Source organism: Pedobacter ginsenosidimutans (assembly GCF_001442625.1).
Lineage (GTDB): Bacteria > Bacteroidota > Bacteroidia > Sphingobacteriales > Sphingobacteriaceae > Pedobacter > Pedobacter ginsenosidimutans.
This window is the reverse complement of sequence record NZ_LMZQ01000002.1, coordinates 40614-65495: the sequence shown is the minus strand read 5'-3', so window position 1 is coordinate 65495 and position 24882 is coordinate 40614. Positions and strand designations below refer to the sequence as shown.

The following is a 24882-nucleotide window of genomic DNA, read 5'->3' as shown; positions in this document are numbered from 1 at the left end:
TCTAAATATAGCGGAAAAATAAAAAATACAACATACAATATAAACCACTAAAATCAGTAACTGGAGAAATACCTTTCATTTGAGGGCCATGTCTTGTCCTGAATCTAATCAAAATTCATCCATTGATGATTACGGTGTTATCTATGAATGAGGTGGGAAGCAGGAAATCACCCTGACCGTTCGTCTAGAAATTACAGGCGTTGGTCTAGCGGTTACCAACGCTGGTATAATACCAGGTTTTTGCCTGCAACGTTTGGTGGCCCGTTGCGTCTTAATAACAAAACAATAGCAAAAACCTAAAATATAAACGATATGAAAACTTTAGCAAAAACAATATTCGCAGCAGCATTAACAGCAGTAGTATTAACTTCATCAGCCATGGTAACTTTTGCCGCTGAGCCAGTTAAAGCAGAAACAAAAACTTCTTCATTATCAAAATTCAACAGGATCTGGGTAAGCGGGAATGTTAAAATCATTTTAACACAAGGCGACAAGCAAAATGTAGAAGGTACCCGCAACTATGATGCTACAAAAACCTCAGTATCAACTGATGGAAAAACCTTATTCATCAATTCATTGGAAACAAGTCAGGTAACACTAAACATTACCGTGAAAGATTTAGAAAGAATCGAAGCTTATGGTCAATCGGTTGTGGTAACCAGCAATAATTTCGATGTTAAATACCTTCAGTTATTTTTGAGCCAAAGTGCTACAGCGAAAATCAAAACAACAGCAGGCAGTTTATATACTATCGTTAAGGAAGATGCGGTATTAAAATTAAATGGTACTGCTGGTGAAAGTACAATGATTGCAAGCAACATGAAAAATGTAAAATTAGCTGACTTTGCCAGTCTTAAATCAGCATCATATGCTTCTCAAGCAATCATGGAAGCAGAGCAAAACGCAATGGTTTTAGCAAAATAGAAAACTTCTTTTAAGATCAATCAGAGCTGTCCTTTTGGGCAGCTTTTTTTTTGTGAAATTAAAAGGATCAAATTCTGCATCTGGAAAAAGAGATTTTAACAATGCAGCAAAAGTTGTTAAAGATTTTTGAAAAACTACCATGACAGGCTTCAATAAGCCAAGATAAAATCATGAAAATGACATCGGTATCCACGAAAAAAATATAAATAAAGTTATCTGGCTAATACTCAATAACAGGTATTGCGATGATGGATATTTAGGCATATTTTTATAAAAACCAAACACCCAAATACGCTAAACAACCTCCGGTAAAAGCCTTAGCAATAGACCGGTATAATACCTTATTCATAAGAGTGAACCTGAACTAAAAAACAAACGCTACAAAAAATGAGAAAATCCGGAACCTGGGCCCTGAAGGGGAAAATTGTCACCCTTGATAAAAACAGTACTGTATTAGACGGCTTCGTTATTATCAAAGACAAACTTATTCTTGGAACCTACGAGAATCTTCCAGAACAATATTCTACACTGCTTAGCTCTGTCCATCAATAACATTGGGGATTTCTCTAAGTTCATTGAGCATTGGAAATTCTTCAGCAAAGGTAACCTTAAGCCGGATACTGATAACTTTAGAGCTTAGGACCTTTAAACTAATTCACCTTAAATGTATACAAGCCAGAATCGGAAGTATTACCTGTCTGGTCATTTGTAATAATTTTCCAGTAATAGGTTGTACCGGGCGTTACGGCAATATCTTTGGCAAACATATCTGTAATACTTGTTTTGAAAAGTGCCGGGGTATTTGTAGTTCCAAAATATAGGTCGTAATTTTTAATCGTTTGCTCAATACTGCTGCCCTTCCATACCAGGTTTACAGTACCTCCTATCGCATTGACAGTTTGATTTAATGCTGGTGAAATGATTTCGGCCGGAAATGGCGCATACACTATTGTACCGGGCCCAGCATTGTAAAATTTCCAAAGTTCGCTTTTGGCTGTATCGGCAAGCGCCTTAGATTTTGAAATGACAAACCAGGCATATGGCGTATTTCTGAGCAGGGTATCTTTAAGCTGAACACCTTCTGTTTTTTTATAATGTGTGGTTTGGGTTAAAAGGTTTGTAATACCAATTAAATAGCTATCGGCATTGGCTGAAGCCTGCCACCTGAAAACAATACTACTCTTCTCATCAGAGAGTATATCGCTGGTAGTACAGGCTGAGTTCTTTTCAGGAAAAGTTAATACTGCCTGACCAGGTGGAAGCGGGGTGCCAGGCTCTTCGACCGGGCTTTTTTTACCACAGGCCTGTATTAACACTACACATAACAATATTATACTATAAATATACTTACTCATCGTTTTAATATTTTAAAAACTGAATCAGAACCATCTGCATTGAGGTTCAATACATAAACACCAGTACTTAAGCCGGGTAGTTTAAGTGAAACAATACCCGAAACATTATTCATCAATTGTTTGTAAACCTGTTTGCCAAACGAATCAAAAATACGGATGCTTGCTGTTTTAACCACCTTGTTCCCAATCATGATATTCAGTTCCTCATCAAAAGGATTTGGATAAACTGTCGGCTTGTTTGATACACTGATTTTCTTTTCTATTACGCCCTGGCATAGCTTATCGGTAGATACTTGAATGGTATTAATGCCCTCATCAAGGGGTAGGGTGATAGAACTGCTGCTGGTTTTTGAAATCTTACCATTAATATTAATGCTATAATTGCTGCCGCCATCTAAACTTAAGGTAACCAGGTTACTGCTGTTATTTACCGAAAGGTATACCGCCAGGTCTTTAGGCTCATTAATGATAACCGAATAGCATTGCTGATAAACGCTTTCGGCTACCGTGATACAAATATTGTAACTTCCTGCAGCCAGATTTGTAATGCTCAGGTTATCGGTAAAAGGGTACGATTTATTTAATCCGCCTCCGGTAATTACAGCCGTATAATTTAACCCACCGGAAGCCGCAATTTTAACTATACCATTATCGCTGCCTTTACAGGTTGCACTTACTGTGGAAACCAGAAAGTTGGTTGTACCAATTGTGTTCACTGTAATTGGGGCCGAAACCTGTGTAATACCACCTTTACTGATTTGTACTGTATATAAACCGCCACTCGTAGCCGTAAAGTCGGCCTGCAGCTGACCGGAAATGGGCTTATCGTTACTCAACCATTGATAGCTGTAACCTTCACCCTCTGCACTCGCTTTTAACAGCACACTTTCACCCTGACGAAATGTTGTGGAACCCAAAGCCGTAATTACCGGCACCGGCACATAGCTGAAACCACCTAACGAATCCTCTCCAGATTCGGTTTTTACGATCACATTGCCGCTTTTTGCATTACCTACAATTGCTGTAATTTTGGTTGGGGAAACCACTGTAAAAGATGTGGCTTTAACCCCGCCGAAGCTAACTTCTAATACTTTGACGAAACTGGTTCCGGTAATGGTTACAACAGTACCTGTGGCGGCTGTAACGGGGGCAAAACTTTTTATTTCCGGTACATCTGCCGGAGCCGGATTATTACGAAATGCGGTTATCGAATTGCTTATTCCGAGCAGATCTGCCTTACCATCTCCATCCAAATCGACCACCGCAAATGATTTGAAACTGGTAGTGGTGTTAAGCAAAACACTTTTTTCGGCGAATGAAGCATTCGAAATTATGCCGTTACCGGCAACATTTCTTAATATTGAAGGTGAATAGGTAATGTCGCCGGCAAAAACGATGTCGGGCTGGTTGTCGCCATCCATATCTGCAATTTCTACCGTATTGGCATATACTTTCATGTCTATTTTTGCTCCAAACGACGAACTGTTTATCGTACCGGGCACACTGTTGTTTTGAAATATCGACAGGCCATTATTACTACTGCAGGCCACTACAATGTCTGGTTTCCCATCGGCATTTAAATCACCTGTCGCAGCATATATGGGCGAGGCGAGCGTCGGAAAATCGATATGCTTAGCAAATGATGCGCTGTTTAATGTACCTATTGGCGAAATGTTTTTCAGTACCGACATTGTGTTATCCACTTTATTGGTTACAATTAAATCGGGCTTGCCATCTCCATCTATATCTGCTAAATTTACTGATGTAGAGGCTTTGCCGGTTTCAAAATTATATCCCCTGTCAAAAGAAACCGTACCAGGTGTACAGGCGTTATGCAGCACAGAAACAGCTGCAATTGATGAATTGGCTATTAAAATTTCCGGTTTACCATCGCCATCTACATCTCCGGTATTTACCACATAGGTATTTGCACCAAAAGGCACTGAATTATAGGAAATATTAACACTTGGTGCAAACGAGATCTTTCCCGCAATGGAGGTGTTGAGTAATACAGAAACACCAATGCCGTTAAAACTATAGTATGTAGCCAATATATCCAGTCTGCCATCGCCATCTACATCTGCAATTTTTAAGGTCAGCGTACCCTCACCTACCGTAAAATAACTGCGGTCTGGTGAAAATGAGTTTCCGTTTATACTGCCGCTTGCAGAGAGGTTTCGCTGAACAATAACGGCGTCACCACCATGGTAAATCAGATCGGATTTGCCGTCTCCATCAATATCGGCGCTGCGCAGGTATGTACCAGCGTACGAACCTATTTTAACTTCAGGATCAAAGTCTTTAGCGCTGATATCGCTCTTCGAACGGAAAGTGACATTGAATTTAGCAGGGGTAGAACCTGTAAGGTTGTTGCTTACATTTAATACAGTGCCATATTCGTAAGCTACACCGGCAGGTATAGTAACGGTAAGCCTGGTGCTGCTTGCTGAATTTACTATGGCTTTTACCCCACCAAAATACACTATATTCTTTTCGGCATCTGCATTAAAGTTGGTTCCGGTCAAGGTAACAACCGTACCCACCGGCCCAAATGCTGGCAACATGGAGGTAATTACTGGAGCAACAGGTGCTACCGACGTTTTCGGGGTATTGGGTATAACCGATAGCGTATTGCCATCTTGGTTAACCACCACTATATCGGCCTTTCCGTCGCCATCAATATCGGCAATGGCCAGGCCCGATACACCCACGTTAGCCGTTAAGGTTATTTTCCTGTCGAAAAAAGTGTAGGTTGGTGTTGTATTGGTTGAGATATTCCGGAGTACAGTTACCTCGCCCAAGCCGCCTGCTGCCTGCACAACATCTGGTTTCCCGTCGCCGTCTATATCGGCAATGCCGAGCAAATAACCTAAAACCCCGGCAGGCTCACTACCTGCAAAGGCAACCTTGCTTTCGAATGATGAAGAACTGACCACATTGTTCGTCATCACATTACGCAGCAGGTAAACTTTATCTGAGGCGCATACAATGTCGGGTTTCCCATCACCATCAACATCCGAAACAGCAAACATAATTCCGGATGCACTAAGCTCACTGTTTACCCTTACCGCACTACCCATTGATAAAAAACCAGGTTTTGAATTATTAACCATGATCTGCATGCTGTAATTACCGTTAATAACGAAGTCTGGTTTCCCGTCGTTGTTCATATCGCTAAAAACCATACTACTTACACCATTAGTTAAAAAATCAATCTTAGCAGCAAAAGCACCTGAATTGATTACACCTGCCGTTACCTGATTTAATAAAACGGCTACTGTATTGCCTACAGCCATAATTTCCGGTCTTCCGTCTCCATCTACATCGCCTATAACAATGGTTTTGGGTGCATTTGCCGCCACAAAATCTACTTTGGCTGCGAACGAACTGCTGGTAATACTACCACTTACCGCCTGGTTTTGGAGCACAGATACTGAATTGCCGGTGTAGTTGGCCACTATAATGTCTAATTTCCCATCGCCATTTAAATCAGCAATCTTTATGCCCTGAGGGCCAGTACCCACATTAAAATCAATTTTTGTAGCAAAAGAATTCGTGCCGATTGAACCGCTAAGGGCCACGTTACGGTATATAGATATGGTATTCGCAGCCGAATTAACCACAACCAGATCGGGCTTACCGTCGCCGTCAATGTCTCCGGTAGCTACAGCCGATGGTTTGCTTCCGGTAACAAAATCAACCTTAGCACCAAAATCGTTTGTAGTTATGGCATTTTTTGAAGTAAAAGTGGTGGTATAAGGTTTATTACTGTAGCCGGTTAATTTGGTTGTTGCATTTAATACTGATACTTCCTGGTAACTGGCACCAGCCGGAACGGTAACATTAAGTGTGGTAGCCGTGGCGGTGTTTACTTTGGCCTGGGTAGCCCCAAAAAACACAATATTATCAGCCGGTACGGTATTAAAGTTAGCGCCTGCAATTACAGTGGCCGAACCGATTGTTCCTTTATCGGGCTGCACACTGTTCACTATAGGAGGCATCACACGCGGGGTTTCAGGGGTGGGGTTATTTCTTAAGATAGAAAAGCTATGGTCGCCAGGATTGGCGCTAATCAGATCTACCTTACCGTCTCCATCTATATCGCCTATCGATAAAGCTGAAGGGCTTTTGCCGGTAGGGAAATCGGTTTTGAGATCAAACGATATCATGGGCGTACTGCCTATTGGCATTTTATTGCGAAATACCGAAATGCTGTTAGCAACCGCATTTACCGATATGATATCGGGCTGTCCATCTCCATCAATATCGGCCAGCGCTAAACTTTTTGGTCCGTTGCCGGTAGGTAGATCTGTCCGGATACCAAAGTATATATAGGATATTTTTGAGAATATCGAAATAAAATTACTTCCCGAGCCAGCCACGAGTACTTCGGGCATCCCATCTTCGTTAATATCTGCCGCTGCAATTGCTTGCGGGGCTAAGCCGGTATTCCAATCGAAACGTGGTACAAATGAATCGGTGTTAATGATCCCCCCAACCGAAGCATTACGCAGAACAGAACAGGAATTACCAGAATAGTTGGCTGTTAATATTTCGGGTTTGCCATCTGCATCTATATCGCATGCCACCACCGAACGCGGAGCCAGGCCGGTTGTAAAATCAACCTTTGCCTGGAAGTTAAATTGGCCCGGTACGCTCAAGTTCTGGAAAACAGAAACACTGTTACCTGTTGAGTTGGCCACAACAATTTCGGGTTTGCCATCTTTATCAATATCGGCGATGAACAGTGCATAAGGTCCTTCGCCGCTTATTAAATTTACCCGGTCGGCAAACGAAATCGTGCCAGGAGTAGATTTATTGAGGTAAACCGATACTGTATTATCAGTAAAATTAGCCACCGCCATATCTTGTTTACCATCGCCATCCAAATCGCCGGTAGCCACTGCCTGGGCACCTCTGCCTGTTGCAAAGTTGACCTTTTCAGCAAAAGAACTTGCACCGATGCTCCCGTTCGAAGCCGTATTTCTGAATACCGATATTGTGTTATCTGTGCCATTGGCGAGAATTAAATCGATCTTCCCATCCCCATCCACGTCGCTTAGGGCCGTTGCGCGTACCTCATCGGCTGCGGTAAAATCAACCTTGGCCGTAAAATCAGCCAATGCAAGCATATTTTTTGAAGGAAATGTGGTATTAAAAATGGTGTTTGAACGCGTACTTAATGTATTGGTCTTATTCAGTACCCATAGTGGCTGGTGAGTAGATCCTACAGGTACGGTTACATTTAAACTGGTAGCACTTGATGTATTAACAACCGCTTTAGCCGCTCCGAAATAGACAATATTGTCGTTTGCATTCGCATTAAAACCTTTTCCTTTGATAGTCACTGCTGATCCGGCATCGCCCCTTAATGGTTCAATTGAAGCAATAACAGGGGCCGGTGCATACACAAAGCCGGCAATAATAGCGGTGCCCCCAGGTACTGTAACCGTTAAATTACCCGAAGCCGATAACGTATCTACCTGTGCGGTAATCTGGGTAGAAGATTGTACATAAAACGACTTTGCTTTAATACCACCAAAGGCAACCGCTGTAGCATTCTGAAAATTGGTTCCGGTTATGGTAATTGTTTGCCCGGCTGCTGCTGCTAAAGGTGTAAAAGAGCTTATTTTAGCTGTAGGTAAAAAGCTAAACCCTGAGGCTGTTGCTTTAGCAATCGGGTTAATAACCGATATTGTACCGCTAGCTCCTGTGCCAACTATTGCTGTTATCGAAGTTGGCGAATCGACGGTAAATGAAGCTGCTGCAACCGTACCAAAGTTTACGGCTGTAACCCCGTTAAAGTTCGCACCGGTAATGGTAACGGTACTGTCCTGAGGGGCAGAAGCCGGAGAAAAAGACTTTATTGAAGGGCCATTGATGGTGTTTGTTAAGATAGAAATGGTACCTCCCTGCCAGTTGGTAGCACAAAGATCAGGTTTGCCATCGCCATCAAAATCGCTTACAACGCAGGCCGATGGTCCTGAACCTAACGCATTTGTGGTAGAACTGCTATTCCGTTTGGTATATTGAAAATAGGTCGGAAACGAGAGTTTTCCCAAAGTAGAAAGGTTTTGAAATACGGCTATTTTTCCACCGGTATCTCGGTCAGAGATAGCTAAATCTGGCTTTCCATCACCATCCAGGTCGCCAACATCATAACCTGTCAGGCTAAGCCCAATACTGGCTGTTAATTCATTGCCGAAAGCGATGGCATCATTTAAACTTGTGTTGTTCAGAATGGAATAATACCCATCATATCGGGTTTGTGCCATATCCGGTTTTTCATCGCCATCCAGATCGGCCAAAACAACATTGTTAGCGTGTATACCCGCTTCATAAGTGTTTATCCATTTAAACATAATGGAACCTATTGTGCTTACATTGCGGTAAATATTGGTAACCTGACGAGTCGATTGCTGATTGGTAGTTACCAGGTCTAACCTCCCATCGCCATTCAGGTCTTTTGCGAATAACTTATCAAGCGGATAGTTATAGCTGGGTATAGGCACCAAAAATACATCAGCAGCTGCAAACAATATATTTCCACTGGTACTGGTATTCCTGAATATAGAGAAACTGGCAGCTTCACTGTGTCCAACAATGATATCCGGTTTACCATCACGATCGAAATCGGCTATTGCCATCCCGCTTGGTTTGCCAATATCAGCTATTACCATTGCCGATGCGAAGGATAAATTTCCGACGGTACTGGTATTCCTCAGGATGGTAAAACCACTTGCTGTAGAAAATAATACGTCGGGCTTTCCATCGGCATCTATGTCTTTAACCGATAAGTGGTTAATGGCGTTCGCCTGAACAAAATCCTTTCGGGGGGCAAATGAAGTATTGCCTATGGTACTTATATTTTTAAGAAAAGAGAATGCCGTACCGCTGTTTACAATCAGGTCTGTTTTTCCATCCAGATCCAGATCGGCAGCAATAACATCGGTAGGATAATTTACAGTCGAAATATCAATTACTTTATCAAAAGAATTATCACTGAACGGCCCGCTGTCGGTAAAGGTTACGTTAAAAGAAGTACTGGTAACGGTGCTCAATCCGTTACAGCTTACCGAAATTGGCTGATAATTAGCTCCTGCTGGTACAGTTACTTTTAATTCGGTTGAGGTTGATGAATTAATCGTTGCTCTTGCAACACCGAAAAACACGATATTATTCGCCGCTACAGGGTTAAAATTTTCACCTTTAATCGTTACCACTGTGCCTACCGGCCCCGAAAGCGGTGCATAGCTGTTAATGATGGGAGGTGGTGTACCAACCACAAAAACGGTCCCAGTGCCTTTGCCAAATGCTGTTTTGGCAACTACATTCCCCGTAGTTCCCGTACCAACTACGGCGGTAATACTGTTGGCCGAATTAACGGTGTAGGAAGCTGCGGCCGAACCGCCAATACTTACCATTGTAGTATTATTGAAATTCAAACCCGTTATATTTAAGCGGGTGCCGGGTATCCCTATTTCCGGATTGATTGCCGTAATTGCCGGTTCATTTATCTTATTCCTGATTACCGCTAATAAGCCATCGTTGGATCGAATAGCTACCAGATCTGGTTTCTCATCGCCGTCAATGTCGCCAATATCAGATATAAAAGTATTGGTATTATAGGCAACCGGGTTATCGAAAGAGATATTCCCGGCAGTACTGGTATTTTTTGCAATCATGTATTCGAAAACGGCATCAACCTTGCCGTCGCCATCTACGTCGGCCAGCATTGCCTGGTCTATGTAAGTATTCGTTAAAAAATCCGTTTTGGGGGCAAAGGCTATTGCACCAGGAACGGATATATTTCTAAAAACGGAATAACCTGCTGAGTTTGGAAATACCGCCAGTATATCCAACTGCCCGTCATTGTCAATATCATTCAGGGCCAGGGGAGCGCTATTTCCACCTTCTAAAGGAGGAATGGCAACAAAAGAAACCGTATCTACAGTGCTGGTATTCATGTAAACGGAAATTAAATTTTTGCCACTGGTAGCAGAACGGTCACGCACAATCATATCTACCTTTCCATCCCCGTCTATATCTGCAAAAGCGATCTCCGAAATATATACACGACCATCGAAATTAATACCTGAGGAAAAAGAGATATTATTTTCACTGCTGTTATTTAAGAAAACGGTTATTTTTTTTTCGGTTACTGTAATGATATCGGGTTTGCCATCTGCATTTACATCGGCAGTTGCAAAATCAACGATAAAGGGATCGGCTGCAAATGAAACCTTTGGTGCAAAAGAAATGCTGTTTACAGAACTGGTATTGATCAGTACGGATACCCCTGCCGGGTTATTGTTTCCTACGGCAATATCAGGCTTTCCGTCGCCGTTAAAATCATTAATTTCATGATAGCGTGGATTCGTTCCGGCATCGAAACTAACTTTAGCAGCAAACGAACCTGTACTTATGCTGCCTGCTGTGGTATTTACATTTCTGTAAACAGATACGGTAGAGCCATTTCCATTGGCTGCTACCATATCAATTTTGCCATCCCCATCCATATCTTTCAATGAGGTACGGCCTGCATACTGTTCAACCGAGAAATTTACCGGTGCCTCAAATGCCGTTGCTGCTACCGGACCGGCACCTTCGAATGTTGGTGTAAATTGCGTACGCGAATAGGCCGTTAACTTATCTGCTGTTACCGTTATCCGCTTCGCTGTTGCCCCCGAAGGTACTTTTACGGTTAGCTGGGTATTTGTTGCCGAAACTACAGTGGCCCGTGCAGCACCAAAGAAAACGATGTTAGCACCCGCGTTAGCGGCAAAATTACTGCCCGTTATGGTTATGGTAGTGCCTACAGGGCCGTTTACCGGGTTAAATGAATTTATTACCGGAACCTGGGCAAATAAAGCCGGGGTACTAATTAAAAATAAGATATTAGTGAGTAAGCGTTTTAATCGCATGTATGCTCTTTTGTGATGAAATGTATAGTTTATTGGTTATTGCAGGGCAGGATGGGAAAACCGGCTAAAGCTGATAAATTAAAGCGGGTACTGCACTAACCGCCTGCCGGATCGGCGTATGATAAAAAAAGGAAACCAGGCGTTTTAATCCAACCGTTCCGCATAAAGATCCGCCAGGCCGTTTTTATATGGCTGGCTACACAAACAAACAGAACAATAGTCTGTGTTAGTAGTTTCATTTGAGAGGTTATAAGCTATAAATTTAGCAAAAAATAAATATCTTTTGCTAAATTATTTTGGTGTCCGATTAAGCCTACACGGGCACTGGTTGTGAACAGGCTACATTAAGTAGAAGAAACACTACCCTGTTAATGGCATTGAGAAAACTTCAAAACTGCTGTCAAAATTCCTGGATTGTTCATACTATTTTACAGTAATGTTAACTTCTCCGCTAAGAATATTTCCTGAAACTTTTGTTGTCTTATTTCTTTCAATTGGAATGAAAACGGGGATCGGAAGTGCTCCCGGGGGATCAATATCTATAAACAGCGTTCTTCCTGTTGTTAGCAATTTAAGTTTGAATGGTCCATTAGCTGATGTATTGACCTGAAAAATGGGCCGTCTGGTTACGCCATTAAAAGGATTATAGGTATCAAAACTTATAGCAGTAGATTCACCGAATAGCTCTGCATTAAAAGTATGAACATCAGAAAAAGAAATTTCGACTTCTCCGATTACACGCTGCATCATCAGGTCCACGGTTTTATTCCCTGTAATTTTAACGGTGTCTTTTGCCAGGAATGTATCAGTGGTCCTGTAATTTTTTTCACCCTCGTAAGGATCTGGATAAAGATACTGCATATAAGCCTGTGCAATTTGTAGTTTTACGGGCGTTGTAGCAGGCGTTTGATAAAAAAGATTAATGCCAAAAGGTGTATTGGATCCTGCTGCAACAAAAATGTAGTTTGTTGATGGTAGGTTAAAGCTGATTTGTCCAAAATTTAAATCAGTTGAGCTTTGAGTTTGCCTTGCTACTTCTTCACCGCTAGATACATCGTAAACAATAATGCTGAGTTGTGTAATATAGTTTTTTATCGGTTCATTTTGGAATCCAACATTAGGCTCGCCGATATTGTGATTTAGCCCACCAATACGAAAATTGACAGTATATTTTTTTTGATTTGAACCATTGCCTATAAAATCAATAAGATCCATTTTACAGCCCGTTAGTAAAATCAACTGCCACGATGCCCAGAACAAAAATAGCTTTTTCATACTGCGAATTTACTATTATTTAAATGTATCTAATTGTAAAGCAGATTGTTGTGAAGTTGTTTACAGGTGTGAATAAACTGTTTTTTAATATAGAAAGGATAATGGGCTGGTTTTCTGCATAACTTTGATTTTGCTGTTGGGTTAAAAATGGTTAGTAAGTGTGCAGCAGTGTGCACTTCCCCAAAATCAAACCAATTAAAAGTAGAATGCCAGACCCATGATGGCAACTAATTGGTTTATCTATTTTTTAGCTGATTCACCACCGAACGCTTAAATTAATTAATTCGAAAAACTTACAATATGCAGGTATGGTTTCATATCAATTAATTAATTTTTGAGTTTAGGCAGAGATTCCCACCAGGCAAGCAGTTCGGTTTTTAATCGATTGGTTATTTTAACCTGTTTGGCGCTTAACTCGGTAGTTTCATTTTTATCTTTCACAATGTTATAAAGCTGCACATCAGTGCCATCACTATTCATAAGCAATTTCCATTCTCCGGAGCGTACCGCCAGGTTTGGACTTCTATTGGGTTTGGCAGGGTATTTAAAGGCAATATCATTTCTGCCATACTCCCAAAACATGTTTTTTTTCCTCAGTGATGATTTTCCAGCAAAAACCTTACTCCGGTCTAACCCATCTCCCTGGTAATTTGCAGGTAACTTTACCCCGGCCATGTTGGCTAATGATGGCAATAAATCTATCGCATTTACTTCCGAGCCTGCATCTGTTTTTCCCTGGGGAATATGCCCTGGCCAACTAATTAAAAATGGCATTCTGGTGCCTCCCTCGTATAAAGAAAGTTTAGTGCCTCTTAAACCACCTGTCCGGCTTCCTTTAAAACCCGGTAAAGGGCCATTGTCACTGGTGAAGATAATGATGGTATTTTTGTCTTCACCCATTTTTTTTAAACCGTCCATTAATCTTCCTACCTGCAGATCAAGTTCCTTCAGCACCAGTTTAAAGGCCTGCTCAGATTCTTGTCCCAGCGGAAACTTACCAATATATTCATCTCCAACATGGGGTACCCATGGGGTATGTACATCATCTGGCCAAAGATTTACAAAACGTGGTTTATTTTTATTTTCTTTAAAAAACCCGAGTGTTTTATCAACAAAATATTTGGTTCTGTCCCAGCGCTTTATGCTGTCTTTATCCGACCAGATCCAATTTGTAGCAGTAAGCAATGGGTCTGGCTGGGGACTTTCGTAAGTACTGGCGTGGGCATCGTAACCATATTTTTCAAAAACCGGGGCATCCTTCACATCTCTTCCTCCGCCCATGTGCCACTTACCAAAATGACCGGTTGCATATCCGGCAGATTGGAAAATCCGGGCAATAGATGGCGCTTCCGGATCCAGGTAATCTGCTTGTTGTGCATTTTTATTGTGCTTTTTATTATCGAGATAAGTACTAAAATTCCACCTTCCCGGGTACATACCCGTGAGTAAGCTCGTTCTTGATGGCGAACAGATTGGTGCACCGCTATAATATTGGTTAAGCATTAACCCGCTTTTCGCCAAACGGTCTATGTTGGGCGTAGGCACAAAATTTCCGCCGAAGGTACTTACATCGCTAAAACCCATATCATCAACAAGAATAATAATGATGTTTGGCCTGTTGTTTTGAGGAAAAGCCGAATAGCTAAACGCAAGCAGAAAAAAGGCAAATAATAACTTTAAATATTTCATATTAATCTTTTGGCGTATGGCTTAGGCCATCTATCTCCGTGGCCATGCCTTTGTCTTTTTGCTGTTTCATAAAAGCAGCCAGTTTAGATGAAAGTTCGCTTTTACTTTTTTAATTTCCATGGTTTTGGAGTGGCCGCTTTTTTTCAGATTTAATCCCCGTGGTATTAGGTGCAAAGGTAGGGTATATTTCACCGAATTTTTCATTGAAATACCCACTACACTTCAGCTTTCTATAAATCTGTTTAAGACACCATTTTTGACAGTTCGGCAAATTTTTGATTAAAATCACTCATTTCCAACTGTATCATTGTCAATCTAAATCATTAACCTTGAAAAGGAGATAACCATGAACAACAATTTTAAACAGGATGCCGATGCTATTAGTTCAGGCTGGTTGAACCAGATCTTTGCCAAAGCATTGAACAATAAGTCAACTTTGCCCTTCTCAATTTTTTCCAGGCCCATATCGCAGCTTAAAAAGGATTTTACCTTAACAGCAGAATTTCAGCGTGAAATTTTAGGTTACGCCTATCTGGTTGCCATCTATCTTTCTCCATCCGCATATAAACGGGAAAGGTTATTATACTATCATACAGACCAATATTTCAGAACCATTCCTTCTGAGGATTTTGCCTGTCGCCTAATGTGCAAAATGAAACTTATTGCAGTAGATAATAAGTTTGATCAGACTGCCGAGCAATATATGGGCCTTTCGATGGGGATTATCAATAGACCGCAACTTAGAGAGCACTACGCGGTAAAGTTCCTTGATGAAAAGATATATTACAATATGAAAGTAAAGTTCGGTTATGCTGATGGAAAAGAACTGGCACATGTGATTGTTTTCAGGCCCATCGAAAAGGATACCTGCACCGATCAAATAATTAACGCTTGAGCACAAATATCTTTTCTATGTAGTATTATTGTACTTAAAAAAACATCATTTAAATAAATGCCAATATCGGGAGAGACATTTTTGAGCAATAAAACCAGAAGGATTCTTTTCCTTTTCTGTGCATTCGTGCTTTATTACCTGGTTTCATACCTGATCGATCCCTATGCGAAATTCTGGCAGAACTACTTTCAGCGCAGTTACCTTGATATCGCGGCGGAATGGCTGATCACCTTTTTATTCTGTTTTCTGGTCGCTGAGGCTACCATAGTAATCAACAACAGACTGAATAAACGTATACCCTGGACAAAAAAACCTGGCAAACGGTTATTTATAGAAACGCTCTTAAATATAGCTGTAGTACTTACTATCATCTTATTGAACGTGATTTGCATGTACCTTATCTATAATAAAACAGAAGCGGCTGAACAGCTTTCGATAGAAGATATCAAAAACCTGATACAGTGGGTGGTTGTCAGTTTTGCCATTGCCTTCATTATTATGGGGGTAAATACGGGGAGCTATATGGTAAACAACTGGAAGAACTCTGAACTCGAAGTTACTGAGCAGAAACTGCGTGTTTCCGAACTCAGACAGGCTTCTGTCGAAGCCGAGCTTAATGCGCTGAAACTTCAGCTCGATCCGCATTTTATTTTCAATAACCTTAGCGTACTATCTGAACTTATCCTAGAAGATCAAGCCCTGGGATACAAATATTCAGAGAATTTTGCTAAAGTGTACCGCTTTCTGCTGTTAAACTCCAAAAAAGATCTCATTCCTTTGGAAGAGGAACTGAAATTTCTCCGCTCCTATATCTTCCTGACAGAGCAGCGGATCGGAAGTGGCGTTCATTTTAACATTGAGGTAGACCAAGTGGCAAATCAGCTCCTGATTCCGCCGCTTACCTTGCAGCTCCTGATTGAAAACGCAATCAAACACAATAGAACCGGGAAAAACAATCCGCTCGAAATCAATATCTATTCTACTTTGGAAAATGCACTTGTGGTGGAGAATAAACTGATTCCATTGGAACATACCATAGGCGGATCAACCGGGATTGGACTTGCCAATATTATCCGCCGTTTCAGTTTGCTCGCCAAACAGATCCCGTCGGTATCCGCTGAAGAAGGAAGTTTTAAGGTAACCATTCACCTGATAGCCCATGATAAATAAACTCGTGATCGTTGAAGACGAAAAACCAAATGCGGACCGGCTGGTGCGATTGATCAGAACATTGGCGCCAGAGACCAACATCCTTGCTGTATTGGATAGTATCACAGATAGTGTAGATTGGTTTAGTACCAATCCCTCGCCAGACCTTATTATGATGGACATCAGGCTTTCTGATGGTCTGAGCTTTGACATTTTCTCAAAGGTGGAAATCAGTTGTCCTGTTATTTTTACCACGGCCTATGATGAATATGCCTTGCAGGCTTTCAGGCACAATGGAATAGACTACCTGCTCAAGCCCATCGAGGCCGAGGAACTGGAGAAAGCACTTGATAAAGTTAGGTTGGTATCGGGCAATGGCTATGATAACGCTGCAATGGAGCGTTTGATAGATCTGATGAGACCAAAAGAATTTCGGAGTAAATTTCTTCTGCCATTTAAGGATGGATATAAGGTGGTGCCGATAGGCGAGATTAGTTATGTATGTGTTGAGCACAGGATTGCAACAGCATATCTTTCTAATGGCTCAGAAGCGGCACTACAGCATACTATGGAGGAACTGGAACAGCAGCTGGATCCCAAACTGTTCTTCCGTGCCAACAGGCAGTTTATCATCCATATCGATTCGGTGAAGCAGATACTGAATTATTTTAACGGGAAACTTAAAGTGATACTCAAAGGAAATGCTGCCGAGGTAATTGTGAGCAGGGAAAAAGCGGCTGCATTAAAAGACTGGATTTCTTTTTAGTTACTAAAAGAATCATAATCTGTTGGCCCTATTGCCAGTCAGAATCTATTCAGATTAAAATCCTATGTTTATTGCAGCTTGTTTATAAAAGGCTGCTGGGCCCGATCCCGGCACCCAGACAGCACGGGCACTATGAATTATTTTGATTTACCGCCCAATGGAAAAGCATAACCTACTGATGCCATAATTCCCCTGTTCTTGATATTGGCAGTTTTTGATATTTCAGTTAGTCCAAGGGCATAACGGCCATCAACAATCAGCTTGCCCACGCCAAGAGGAATGGCTACACCAGCGCCCATCTGAATACCAAATTCAAACTTTTTTGACTGGCTTGCATAATTCTGGATAAACTTGCTTTCCTTATCGATCATTAATGCGATAGATGGTCCTGCGTTAATGTAAACTGGCCAAACGAATATTTCGCCAGCACAGGGATCTCCAGATAGTTTAGTTCCAGATCTGTTTTTCTGCCCCAATGTTCAAACGGGTACCCTTGCCTACAAAATTCAGTTCAGGTTGTATCGAAAAGCCATCAGTACCCGTGTGGATGTTCAGGCCAACACCACCTTGAAACCCTATCTTAAATTTTTCTCCGGATATACCCTCAATGGCCTGTTTGGAAATATTGATACCAGCCTTTGGAATGAGCTCGAGCTTTTGTGCCTTTACCAAAAATGCCGCTACCGATAGCATTGATGCGAAGATTAATTTTTTCATGTTATAAATATTTGATTGGGACAAAACTATCCGGACTGGGCAAAGGAGTAGTTGAAAAACTGACCGGACCGTAGAAAATGGCACCTGAAGTAAAAACGTATCCTGCCCGAAACGTTATCTATTGTTTAGGCTTTTCGGCCCCCTAGTGTTTACACGCTTCCCTGTTGGTACAATGACCAGGCAAGAAACCGACAAGAGACATTACGCTTCGGGCAGGATACGGTTTCGTTTCAGACATCATTTAAGACACTTGGGTCAGATTTTGCCTAAAAACCCCTGCCTCAATACCTTCTTTTGCACCGTAAAAAAAATCTAATCGAAATGATAAAACAGAAGATTCAGGCAGCAAATACGATCAAGTTTTTCCTGCTTATTGCTATGTCGGTAATGGCTGCATCATGCGGGGGTAAACAGGAAGAAGCTCCCGTACAGCAGCTTACCAAGGTAGATTTCCTCACTATTGAACCTGCGGCAGCCAGCCTTGAGAAAAAGTATCCGGGTACGATTGAAGGCTCCGTGAATGTAGATATCAAAGCGCAGGTATCAGGATATCTGGAACAGATTTATGTAAAGGAAGGCGACTATGTGAATAAAGGACAGGCGCTCTTCAAAATAAAGAGCGATGTATTCCAGGAACAGGTAAACAACAGTCAGGCCAGCTTAAAAGCGACACAGGCTGCACAGGCAACAGCTAAAATTGAGCTGGAAAAAATCCGCCCGTTGGTTGAGGGCAAAGTTGTTTCACCCTTACAGTTGGAAACTGCCCAGGCACAGTACGAATCTGCAAGCGCACAGGTATCACAGGCAAGGGCTGCATTGGGTTCATCGAAGATCAATGCAAATTTTGCGGTAATCAAGGCCCCGGTAAGCGGCTACATAGGTAGGATCCCCAACCGTATCGGAAACCTGGTTACCCCTTCCGATACCGCTCCGTTAACTTCATTATCTGATATCAACCAGGTTTTTGTTTATTTCTCGATGAGTGAGGCAGATTTTATTTCTTATACCAAAGATAAAAAATCAGGTGCCATGGGCAACAAGGTAGAAATGGTAATGGCAGATGGAAAAGTTTTCGATCATACCGGTACACTGGAACTGGCAAGCGGAAACATCGACCAATCTACCGGGACTATGGCTCTGAAGGCAATTTTTCCCAACCCTGATAAAATGCTGCGTTCAGGCGGTTCTGCCAGGATTATCCTGAGCAGGAACCTCAGCTCAACATTAAGGATACCAATGGCCGGCGTTAAAGATATCCAGGACAAACTTTTTGTGTTTGTGCTTGGCGACAGCAACAAGGTAGAAATGAAGCCGATTGAAGTTGCAGGCCACTCTGGCAACGATTATATACTACAATCCGGACTTAAAGCAGGCGATAAGATTGCCGTTAACAGCATCGATAACCTTAATCACGGGATGAAAGTTGCACCCACCCCTGCAAAAGGCGATTTATCAAAAAAGTAATCAGCTTAAAAAAAAGAAAACATGTTAAAAAAGATAATAGATAGGCCCGTAATGGCTACGGTTATTTCCGTGGTGCTACTCATTCTGGGTATCATCGGTTTAACGCGCTTACCTGTAACCAGGTTCCCGGATATTTCCCCGCCCACGGTAATGGTATCAGGCAGTTATCCGGGTGGTAACAGCGAGGCCGTAATCCGCTCGGTGGTAACACCATTGGAAGAACAGATCAACGGCGTGGAAAATATGCAGTATATTAAATCCACTGCAAGTAACGACGGAACCTTTTCAATTTCAGTGATTTTTAAACAGGGCGTCAACCCCGATCAGGCTGCCGTAAACGTGCAGAACCGGGTACAACAGGCTACACCGATCCTTCCGCAGGAAGTGATCCGTATGGGCCTTACCACATCGAAACAGCAGAACAGTATGATCATGATCTTTAACATCTATACCGATGACAATAAGAAATACGATGAGCTGTTTTTACAGAATTATGTGAACATTAACCTCATTCCAGGCATAAAAAGGGTTCCCGGCGTTGGACAGGCACAGGTATTCGGCCAGAAAGACTACTCGATGAGGGTTTGGCTGAATCCACAGAAAATGGCGAGTTACAACCTGATCCCGGATGATGTGAACCAGGCAATTGCAGCTCAGAGTATCGAGTCTGCACCTGGAAAACTCGGTGAGGAATCAGACGCTGCACTTGAATATGTAATGCGTTATAAAGGAAAGAAAAACCAGCCCGAAGAGTACGAAAACATTGTGATCAAGCGGAACGGGCGGGAACTGGTGCGCTTAAAAGATGTGGCCAGAATTGAATTTGGTTCACTGAGCTATAGCGGTAACTCTACCTCCAACGGAAAAAATGCCGTTACAGTGGCTATCCTTCAAACTACCGGATCGAATGCAAACGAGATCGAGATCGGTGTTAGGGCTGAACTTGCAAAAGCTGCAAAATCATTCCCTCCCGGTGTTTCCCATACCAGTTTATTGAGTTCAAAAGAACGTTTGGATGAGGCTACGGGCCAGGTAAAACATACATTGATCGAAGCTTTTATTTTAGTTTTTATAGTGGTATTTATTTTCCTTCAGGATTTCCGCTCAACCATCATTCCGGCGATTGCAGTTCCGGTTGCCATCCTTGGTACGTTTTTCTTCCTGCTGGCATTTGGTTTTACCATCAATGTACTTACGTTATTTGCACTGGTACTGGCCATTGGTATCGTAGTGGATGATGCCATTGTGGTGGTTGAGGCCGTACATGCAAAAATGGAAGGCTCCGACATGACCGGTAAAGAGGCTACACATAGTGCCATGGGTGAGATTACCGGGGCGGTAATTTCCATTACGCTTGTAATGTCTGCCGTATTTATCCCTATTGGTTTTATGACAGGTTCATCGGGTATTTTTTACAAACAGTTTGCCTATACCCTGGCCATTGCCATTATTATATCAGCAGTTAACGCTTTAACCTTAACCCCTGCCCTTTGTGCACTGTTGTTAAAAAATAATCACATAGGCGGTCACGGAGAAAAAGCAGAAAAACCGGGCTTTAAGAAACGTTTCTTTATAGCCTTCAATTCGGGTTTTGATAACCTGACGGGAAAATATATCAAAGGGCTTAAGTTTCTCATCAACAGGAAATGGCTCGGTGCAAGTTTGGTCGTGGTGATAACAGGTGCTGCCGCATGGCTGATGATGAGTACCCCAAAAAGTTTTGTACCTATGGAAGATGATGGCTTCGTGATCTTTAGTTTGAGTATGCCTCCCGGAACTGCGTTAAGCCGTACCACGGCTGTAACCAAAAGGCTCGACACCATCCTGTCCAAAACACCATCTGTACAGACCAGTACCTCGATAACGGGTTTTAACATTCTCTCAAACAGTGCAAGTCCTGCCTATGCGATGGGTTTCATTAAGTTAAAACCTAAAAAAGAGCGTGGCGAGGTAAAGGATATCGACCAGATTATGGCTACCCTTTCAGGTCAGTTTGCCGAGATCAAAGAAGGTACCGTTATGGCTTTCAGAAGTCCCCCGGTAGAAGGTTACGGGGTAACCAGTGGATCTGAGATCGTGCTTCAGGATAAATCAGGAAAAGATCCAGCGGCACTGAAAGCGATGTCGGATAAGCTGATCGGCCAGATTATGCAGCAACCAGGTGTTCAATATGCCTATACCACATTTAGAACAGACTATCCGCAATTGGAGATAGAGGTTGATGAAGACAAGGCCAATCAGATGGGCGTAAGCATCAGCGGGATGATGAGTGCCATCCAGACCTACTTTTCAGGTGACCAGAGCATGAACTTTACCAGGTTCGGAAAATTCTACCGGGTAAACGTTAAAGCCGAAGGCATATTCAGAACTGATGAGGATGCTTTCAATGAGATCTTTGTACGCAACGACCAAAACCAGATGGTACCCGTAAAATCATTGGTAAAAATGCACAAGGTTTATGGTCCGGAGTCGCTGTCGAGGTATAATCTTTTCAATGCGCTTACCATTAGCGTGGTGGGCAACCCGGATGCCAGCAGCGGACAGATTATGGAAACGCTCGAAAAGAACGTCCTTAATACCCTGCCTGCCGATTATGGTTATGAATGGACGGGCTTAAGCTTAGAGGAAAAATCGTCGGGCAACCAGACGGTAATGATCTTAGGGTTATGCCTACTTTTTGTGTACTTCTTATTGGCTGCCCAGTATGAAAGTTACCTGTTGCCACTTTCGGTGCTGCTCTCTATTCCAACGGGGGTATTGGGTGCCTTTGCTGCAATAAAGGCCATCGGATTGGATAACAATATTTATGTACAGGTAGGACTGATTATGCTTGTGGGCCTTCTGGCCAAAAATGCCATCCTGATTGTGGAGTTTGCCGTTCAGCGAAGGGCATCTGGCCTATCAATAGTTGAATCGGCCATCGAAGGGGCAAAATCAAGATTGCGCCCGATTATTATGACTTCGCTTGCGTTTATTGTGGGGATGATTCCTTTGATGACTGCAACAGGCGGTTCGGCTATGGGAAACAGGTCTATCAGTACCGGAGCGGCTATTGGTATGCTTAGTGGGGTAATCCTCGGCGTATTCGTTATTCCATTACTGTACATCCTTTTCCAGTTTCTCCAGGAAAAGATTTCGATAAAGAAAGAAGAACACAAGGTTCAAACAAAGTAAATTTTAAGATGAAATTAGCTAAAATCAATATATATCTTCTGTTGGGTACGGGCCTTTACCTCAGCTCCTGTGCTGTGGGCAGAAAATACAGCCGTCCGGAAATAGAAATCCCTGTGGTTTACAGGCAACAGATTTCGATAACCGGTGATACAGTGTTATTGCCCTGGAAAACTTTTTTTCAGGATCCCAAGCTGGTCGAGCTGATCAACCAGGCTTTGGTGAAAAACATGGATGTATCGGTAGCGATGTTAAACCTCGAGCAGGTGAACCTTTCCTACAAACAGGCAAAGCTGGGGCTGATCCCATCGCTGGACCTGGCCATTGGTGCCTCCAGGAATTTCCCGTCGAAGAACTCGCTGAACGGTTCGTTAAACCAGCAGTTTACGGGTGAACGTTATCTGGATGATTTCAATGCTTCGCTGTCCCTTTCGTGGGAGGCTGACATCTGGGGCAAGGTAAAAATGCAAAAAGCAGGTGCCAGGGCAAATTACCTGATGCAAAAAGAAAACCTGGCGGCATTGAGAACAAGGATTGTAGCACAGGTAGCGCAGAGTTATAATAACCTGATCACCCTTGATGAGCAGTTAAAGGTTGCCGAGCGGAATACCGCCCTGAGCGACAGTACGCTGAAAATGATCCGGATACAGTTTAAATCTGCACAGGTAAATTCCCTTGCGGTTGACCAGGCAGAGGCGCAGAAAAAAACAGCCGAGCTACTTGTTCCCTTAACAAAACAGAACATAGCGGTACAAGAAAATGCATTAAGTATCCTCTGCGGAAAATTCCCTGATCAAATTGAAAGGGCTTCTGGCAGGGCCGATCTGATCCGTACCGGACTGTTCCAGACAGGTGTACCTGCTAGGCTGCTTGCCCGCAGGCCAGATATTAAAGCAGCTGAATATGCCGTGATGGCTGCAAACTCAAATACTGGCCTTGCTAAGGCAGCTATGTTTCCTGCATTCAGCCTTACCCCTTCTGTTGGCATGAACTCATTTAAGTTCAACAACTGGTTTGACCTTCCGGGTTCACTGGCGAGAAACTTTGCAGGCAATATTGCCCAACCTATCTTCCGTAAAAAGGAACTTAGGACTGCTTACGAAATCGCACAGCTCGAACAACAGAAGTCTGCAGAACAGTTCAGACTTTCGGTGATGACCGCTGTTGGAGAAGTATCTGATGCGCTGGTAAAATCGAAATATGCTCAGGAGCGTTCGTTGCTTGTGGATGAAAAAAGGGCTGCACTTGAAAAAGCAGGCCGGGATGCGATGCTACTCTTCAGGAGCGGAATGGCTACCTATCTGGAGGTGATCGTAGCGCAGAACAACAGTTTACAGAACGAACTGGAAAGAACTGAGATCAAACGCGATCAGTTTAATGCCATAATAGATCTATACCGCTCGCTTGGTGGTGGTGTGGAATAAATTTAAGAATCTCTCCCGCGGTCTTTAAGGTCGATCTGCATGGGGTGGAAAATGTCCACCCCATTGATTAACTGAAAATGTCGGAAAAACCGAAAATTATGATCTTAAAATACAAAGAAGCAAAAAGGGTTGGCATAATAGATCATGCAGGTTGTTTTGCCAGCGAAACCATCAACCGCTTAAAATCAATGGGATTGGAGGCTTCACAGATGGTGGTATTTTTCGACAGGCCAGAGGAGTTTGCACCCTTAAGGGAAACTGACACCCTAGCGAGGCAATTAAAACCGGATGCATCCAGCACCATGGTAGGCGGTTTTTCGGATATTGACAAGTTGATCATAACCCTCCCGCTCATAGAAAAAACAGATTACCGCAAAAGAATGTTTGAAATCATGTCTGCTGCCAGGCTCGCTGCTATTGGCCATGTGGTGATCCTCGCGCCCTCACCAGGTTTCGGAAATTTCACCCACCCATTCTGCAATATCTCCGATCATGTTGAAGATGTAGATTTTGGTCTGCCTTATACGTTATTGTTAAATGGAATAGACCGGGAATCGATTTTCAACCTGGCATTTCTACGCACGCTTTCCATTGGAGGAATCAGTTCTGCAACCTTGGGAAGGAAATTCAATTTCGCTTCACGCAGCGACATTGCCCTTGCCATAGCAAAAGTTGTGATGGGTAAACACCATAAAAACAAGATTTACCACCTTACCTGTTCCTATCTCCATTCTTTCGAGGATATGGCTCAAATTGCCTCTCGGCTCACCCACACGAAGGTCAGGAACTTTAATGTTGACGGGAATACTTTAAAAAAGATAATGGTGGAATCGGGCACGCCCCTCCAACAGGCAGACATTATGGTTGAGGTGCTGCACCGCAAAATTGCGGAAGGGCTTTTTGAATACACCACAGAAAACCTGGACAACATCCTTTCTGCAAGGGAAGAAAACTTTGAGTCCTTTGCAAAAAAGTTCCTGGTGCTTGGATAAGGGGCAACGATTTTGTTATTTAGAACTTAGATAAGTGCGCTTCGCGGCCTGCCGTTCATCAGCTAAATTTAATAATATTTTGTGATGAACGGTCTAATGAATTCTATTTCCCAATCAAATCATGTCTAACCAAGTAT

At 42.6% G+C, this 24882-nt stretch carries 15 protein-coding genes; 8 read left to right on the top strand and 7 right to left on the bottom strand.

The genetic code is table 11. The features are described from left to right. Nucleotides 1–312: 312 nt before the first annotated feature. Entirely contained in the window at nt 313–924 is a 612-nt protein-coding gene (locus tag ASU31_RS02885) for a GIN domain-containing protein (protein WP_057930900.1), read from the top strand. A 650-nt stretch (nt 925–1574) separates the two neighbouring features. Here ASU31_RS02885 and ASU31_RS02880 read toward each other — a convergent pair. From ASU31_RS02880 to ASU31_RS02865, 5 genes are all read right to left on the bottom strand, one after another. Then, nucleotides 1575–2279: a hypothetical protein gene (locus ASU31_RS02880; RefSeq protein ID WP_057930899.1), complete on the bottom strand. Its 705-nt coding sequence runs from the start codon at nt 2277–2279 to the stop codon at nt 1575–1577. Then, nucleotides 2276–11203, bottom strand: a complete 8928-nt coding sequence (locus ASU31_RS27365; RefSeq protein ID WP_057930898.1) for an FG-GAP-like repeat-containing protein — start codon at nt 11201–11203, stop codon at nt 2276–2278. Before ASU31_RS27365 ends, ASU31_RS02880 begins: the two co-directional genes overlap by 4 nt. A 95-nt stretch (nt 11204–11298) precedes the next feature. Further along, entirely contained in the window at nt 11299–11442 is a 144-nt protein-coding gene (locus ASU31_RS27360) for a hypothetical protein (RefSeq protein WP_157257912.1), read from the bottom strand. A 184-nt stretch (nt 11443–11626) separates the two neighbouring features. Continuing rightward, entirely contained in the window at nt 11627–12478 is an 852-nt protein-coding gene (locus ASU31_RS02870) for a hypothetical protein (RefSeq protein WP_057930897.1), read from the bottom strand. Nucleotides 12479–12805: 327 nt separating this feature from the next. Then, nucleotides 12806–14167 (bottom strand): sulfatase-like hydrolase/transferase, encoded by a 1362-nt coding sequence (locus ASU31_RS02865; protein ID WP_057930896.1) that lies wholly within the window; start codon nt 14165–14167, stop codon nt 12806–12808. 346 nt (nt 14168–14513) lie between these two features. On the opposite strand from ASU31_RS02865, the gene ASU31_RS02860 reads away from it, so the two are divergent. From ASU31_RS02860 to ASU31_RS02850, 3 genes are read left to right on the top strand one after another with little or no spacing between them, the layout of a single operon-like run. Then, nucleotides 14514–15062: a hypothetical protein gene (locus ASU31_RS02860; RefSeq protein WP_057930895.1), complete on the top strand. Its 549-nt coding sequence runs from the start codon at nt 14514–14516 to the stop codon at nt 15060–15062. Nucleotides 15063–15119: 57 nt separating this feature from the next. Continuing rightward, nucleotides 15120–16232 carry a sensor histidine kinase gene (locus tag ASU31_RS02855; protein ID WP_057930894.1) on the top strand — a complete coding sequence of 371 codons (1113 nt, stop codon included), beginning with the start codon at nt 15120–15122 and terminating at the stop codon, nt 16230–16232. Then, on the top strand, nt 16222–16977 hold the full coding sequence (locus tag ASU31_RS02850; protein ID WP_057930893.1) for a LytR/AlgR family response regulator transcription factor: 756 nt from the start codon (nt 16222–16224) through the stop codon (nt 16975–16977). The genes ASU31_RS02855 and ASU31_RS02850 overlap by 11 nt, the downstream gene beginning before the upstream one ends. Nucleotides 16978–17114: 137 nt before the next feature. On the opposite strand, the gene ASU31_RS27820 is transcribed toward ASU31_RS02850, so the two are convergent. Further along, a complete protein-coding gene (locus ASU31_RS27820; protein ID WP_209434951.1) occupies nt 17115–17453 on the bottom strand; it encodes an outer membrane beta-barrel protein in 339 nt (112 codons plus the stop codon). Next, nucleotides 17425–17694: an outer membrane beta-barrel protein gene (locus ASU31_RS27815; protein ID WP_209434950.1), complete on the bottom strand. Its 270-nt coding sequence runs from the start codon at nt 17692–17694 to the stop codon at nt 17425–17427. The genes ASU31_RS27820 and ASU31_RS27815 overlap by 29 nt, the downstream gene beginning before the upstream one ends. Before the next feature lie 321 nt (nt 17695–18015). On the opposite strand from ASU31_RS27815, the gene ASU31_RS02840 reads away from it, so the two are divergent. The 4 genes from ASU31_RS02840 (at nt 18016) to ASU31_RS02825 (ending at nt 24745) form a co-directional block, all read left to right on the top strand. After that, nucleotides 18016–19158 carry an efflux RND transporter periplasmic adaptor subunit gene (locus ASU31_RS02840; RefSeq protein ID WP_057930892.1) on the top strand — a complete coding sequence of 381 codons (1143 nt, stop codon included), beginning with the start codon at nt 18016–18018 and terminating at the stop codon, nt 19156–19158. A 21-nt stretch (nt 19159–19179) separates the two neighbouring features. Further along, nucleotides 19180–22332 carry an efflux RND transporter permease subunit gene (locus ASU31_RS02835; protein WP_057930891.1) on the top strand — a complete coding sequence of 1051 codons (3153 nt, stop codon included), beginning with the start codon at nt 19180–19182 and terminating at the stop codon, nt 22330–22332. 8 nt (nt 22333–22340) lie between these two features. Further along, the gene (locus ASU31_RS02830; RefSeq protein WP_057930890.1) at nt 22341–23753 is read left to right on the top strand and encodes an efflux transporter outer membrane subunit; all 1413 of its coding nucleotides are present in this window, start codon (nt 22341–22343) and stop codon (nt 23751–23753) included. A 98-nt stretch (nt 23754–23851) separates the two neighbouring features. After that, entirely contained in the window at nt 23852–24745 is an 894-nt protein-coding gene (locus tag ASU31_RS02825) for a Rossmann-fold NAD(P)-binding domain-containing protein (protein ID WP_157257911.1), read from the top strand. The last annotated feature ends 137 nt before the right edge of the window (nt 24746–24882 follow it).